Raw genomic sequence first — 4,196 nt, 5'->3', positions numbered from 1 at the left:
GATCGTGGGTTCCGGTTTTTTGCCCTGGGAAGCCCGGGTGGTTGCCGGTGGCACGCTCTGGATCGTTGTCTGGTGGGTAACCGAGGCGGTACCGATCGCTGCGGCCTCCCTCCTCCCGATTATTATCTTCCCGCTCTGTGGTGCCATGGGGACGACAACGGTCACCGCAGAATACGGCAACCCGATAGTCTTTTTGTTCATCGGTGGGTTTCTGATCGCGATTGCGATGGAGAAATGGAAGCTCCACGTCCGGATCGCCCTTCGCATCGTCAGCCTGATCGGCACCAGCCCGCGCAGGATCGTTGGCGGGTTCCTTCTGGCCACCGCGTTCATGTCCGCGTGGATCAGCAACTCCGCGACCGCACTCATGATGCTGCCCGTGGCTGCTGCCGTGACTACCCGTTTCTCCGGCAATGAACAGGATGGGGAATTCAGGGCCGCGCTGATGCTTGCGGTTGCGTACGGGGCATCCATAGGGGGGATTGCAACCCTCATCGGGTCTCCCCCGAACCTGATCATGGCAGGGATGTACAGCACCCTCACCGGTTCCGGGATATCTTTCATCGGGTGGTCAGCCTTTGCTGCACCGATTGCCGGTATCCTGCTGATTCTCTCCTGGATCTACCTCGTGTTTTTCGCCTTTCCCCGCATCAGGGGCGGGGAAACGGCCGGGATTGACGACCAGATACGGGAGATCGGCCCGCTTTCCACGGAAGAACGCCGGGTACTGGGAGTCTTTTTCCTGACCGTGCTGCTCTGGATAACGCGGGGATTCTGGGCCCCGCTCTTCCCGATGGTTACGGATGCCGGCATCGCTGTCTTCGGGGCGGTGCTCCTCTTCATTATCCCCTCCGGCAGCGGCGGGCGTATCCTTACCTGGGAGGATGCCACCCGCCTCCCGTGGAGTATCGTCCTCCTCTTTGGCTGCGGGTTCGCCCTTGCAAAGGGATTCATGGACACCGGCCTTGAGGCATGGATTGCCGGCCGGCTGAACCTGCTCTCCGGTGTCGACCCGCTGGTCCTGCTTTTCTGTGTGATTGTCCTGATCCTCTTCCTGACCGAGGTCACCTCCAACACTGCGACGGCCACGATCTTCATGCCGGTTGTCGCTGCCCTTGCCGTGGCATCGGGCACGCAACCCTTCCTCCTGATGGCAGCAGCAGCCCTCGCATCATCGCTTGCCTTCATGCTGCCGGTCGGTACCCCGCCCAACGCGGTTGTGTACGGGTCGGGATATGTAACCATGCCGCAGATGGTCCGGGCCGGCTTCTGGATGAACCTGATCAGCATCGGTGTCCTCATGATCTGCATCCCGCTGTTCTCTGGCGGATCCTGAAGATTCCGGCCCGCGGCGCCAGGTTTCCCGACAGGGTTCGCGGAACGTACTTCGGGGCATCATCCTGCCTTCTGACATTGCCTTAAATAACCGGACAACCATCTATCAAACAGGAGCAGGAAACATGTTTGAGAAGGTTCTGCTGCCAACGGATTTCTCCAGTGACTCAGAGAAGGTCCTGGAGTACGTCAGGGACATTCCGGGGGTAAAAAAGGTCTTCCTCCTCCACGTGGTCGATGCCACCCGGCCGTCGCTGCGGGGAGGGGATCATGACCCGAAGATCGAGAACGCGAAGATCCTGATCAGGGAGAAACAAAGAATGCTGGCACAGGCCGGGCTCGTAGCGGACGCTGAAATCGAGACCCTCGTGAATACCATTACCCGGGGGGATATTCCGCTCACCATCCTTGAGAAGGCAGAGACGGAGAAAGCAGATCTCATCGTCATGGGTGCCCGCGGAAGGAACACGATAGAGACCATTCTCCTTGGAAGCGTGTCGGCAAACGTCATCCGTCATGCAAAGACACCGGTCCTCCTCATGCGATTTCCGCCGGAGTCCTGTTCTGTGGGCTGTCGGCCGGACCTGTTCTCCCGCATTCTCGTGCCACTCGACTTCTCGGAGCCGTCACGCGATGCGCTCGCCTGCCTTGCCCGTATTCCGGCACCCGGGAGAGTCACCCTCCTTCACGTAGTTGACAAGGGAGAGTCCGAAGAGGAGATCCAGGCAGCTGTCGGGGATGCACAGGAGAAACTGGAACAAATGGTAAAAGATCTGGCCATCAAAGGACTGAACGCGGAACCGGTGATCCGCATCGGCTATCCTCCCGACGAGATCACGGCAACCGCCGACCGGCTTTCTGCAACGCTCATCCTGATGAGCCCGAAGGGGGAGGGCTGGCTGCGGGAACTCCGTGCGCTCTTCATCGGCAGCACAACGAACGCTGTGGTGCGGCGGGCGCACCGGCCGGTCCTTGTTACCACAAGTGAAAAATCTGCGTAACCCTTCCCACACTGGCTTTACCGAACGATAACAGGTGCGGTTCCGCGAAAGGATTCTGCCGCATGGCAGGTGGGAACAGGATGCGGGAATCAGCCGTGAGACGCTGCACATTCCGGTGCTATTCGATGACCAGAAGCCGGTTCACCCGTTTGCGTTATCCCGACCAGTGAGCAAAGCCAGCCAGTGGAAGTACCGCCACCAGCTGACTTACCGGCACGTTATCGGACCAAAGAAAGAGCACAGGGATATGGGGTGTGAAACCGGCATATTCGGACAGCCAAAGGTTCCGGAGCAGGAATCAGCGGAACCGTGAACAAATCTGCGATCTCTCCTTTTTCCCAACGGGATATCCGGATGATGCAACTTCGGGACAATAGTGGACTACAATACAAAATCGTGTCATCATAAGGATGACCATATACCCGGGAACTGATGACTGCGCTGGTTTTTTACGGGAACACAATCCTATTAATTTTTACCGGGGTTTTGTCATCAATCGTCATTGCCTCTCGCAGGACCTGATTCAAAGATCGATGCCAACCACCCCTGGCACGGATGATCACAGGATACGTGTGATGTATTGTATAACCATCGGGAAGATGGGGTGAGAAAAATGAGCGATGATGGAAAAGATCCTCTCGGGAAAATGTTCAGGGGAAATGAAGAATTTCGTCAGACTGACTTTGTCCCTAACATAACATACTGGAAAGGTATCGTATCAGGTCAACAGCCAAAAATATTATGGATCGGCTGTTCCGATTCGCGGGTCAATCCTGAACGAATCACCGGCTCAGCTCCCGGCGAGCTGTTTATCCAGAGAAATATCGGTAATGCCGTCCCTTTGCAGGACTGGAATTTCACCACCGTCCTTGAATATGCCCTGATGAATCTGAAGGTCGAGCATATTGTAATCTGCGGGCATTCAGATTGTGGTGCAATAAAAGCACTGGATATCGAAGATTCTGATTATTATTATATTCCCGTCTGGCTGAACAACGCCCGGGAGGCAAAACACCGTGTCGATTCACAGATGAAAAAACCTGTGACCCCGGAAGAGATACATGATCGGTATCAACGTATCGAAAAGGAAAACGTGCGGCTCCAGCTTGAACATCTGAAAGCACACCCTCTTGTAAAAAAAGTCTGCAGGGAACGCCGGATTTTCTTTCACGGCCTGTACTTCAATATTCATGACGGCAGGCTTACCCGCATTGAATGATTTTTCCTGCCCGTTGTTGTTACCTTGTAAGTGATAAAACAAATCTATCATGATTAATTATTTATAATCGCGTGAAGAACATCTGGTAATGTATCACTGCGCCAACAAAGACGAAACCTATTCCCGGCGGGTACATGTCGCACTGACTAAGCGGCAGCTTTTCTTTACGAGATGATTGGATTACTTTGCCCTGTTGTGGCACATAACAGGGCCGGCACCGGATTCTGACTACACAGGTTATGGTGTGCAACATGGGAATGATAACAGACAGGATGGCAGATGAATGGGAGAACAATCTGCCAAAAACAGACGGGATTTACCGACTCATTGATAAAGCGGAGAACAGCAGCAGTCTGAAAAACCGGATATGGGCGATAGCAGCCCTGGGGGACAGCCGGGATCCTCGTGCAGTCCGGTCATTGAATGGATTCTGCCAGGATCGGAACCCGGATATCCGGCGTTGTGCAATCGAAGGGTTGAAATGTATCCGGAGCGGCCGTTCGGTGGACGTGCTCATCAACCGTCTCAGGGATAAAGAGGAACAACCGGAAATCCGCCTCAGTGCTGCAGCAGCACTTGCATCCATCCGGAGTTTCGGGGCAATGATCGAACTCAGGAACCGGTACGCTGACCCGGAGGAG

At 55.2% G+C, this 4,196-nt stretch carries 4 protein-coding genes; all 4 read left to right on the top strand.

Annotated features, from left to right (window positions below):
* Positions 1-1,336, top strand: a 1,336-nt coding sequence (locus CW742_RS08095; protein WP_292418912.1) for a DASS family sodium-coupled anion symporter, incomplete at its 5' end; no start/stop codon positions are given.
* A 124-nt stretch (positions 1,337-1,460) separates the two neighbouring features.
* Positions 1,461-2,336, top strand: coding sequence for a universal stress protein (locus CW742_RS08090; protein ID WP_292418910.1), 876 nt, complete (start codon positions 1,461-1,463; stop codon positions 2,334-2,336).
* Between the two features lie 613 nt (positions 2,337-2,949).
* Positions 2,950-3,555, top strand: coding sequence for a carbonic anhydrase (locus CW742_RS08085; RefSeq protein WP_292418907.1), 606 nt, complete (start codon positions 2,950-2,952; stop codon positions 3,553-3,555).
* A gap of 251 nt (positions 3,556-3,806) precedes the next feature.
* A partial coding sequence (locus tag CW742_RS08080; RefSeq protein WP_292418904.1) for a HEAT repeat domain-containing protein occupies positions 3,807-4,196 on the top strand: 390 nt, incomplete at its 3' end.

This window comes from Methanoregula sp. (assembly GCF_002835825.1).
Classification (GTDB): Archaea; Halobacteriota; Methanomicrobia; order Methanomicrobiales; family Methanospirillaceae; genus Methanoregula.
This window is presented reverse-complemented; position numbering and strand designations above follow the sequence as displayed.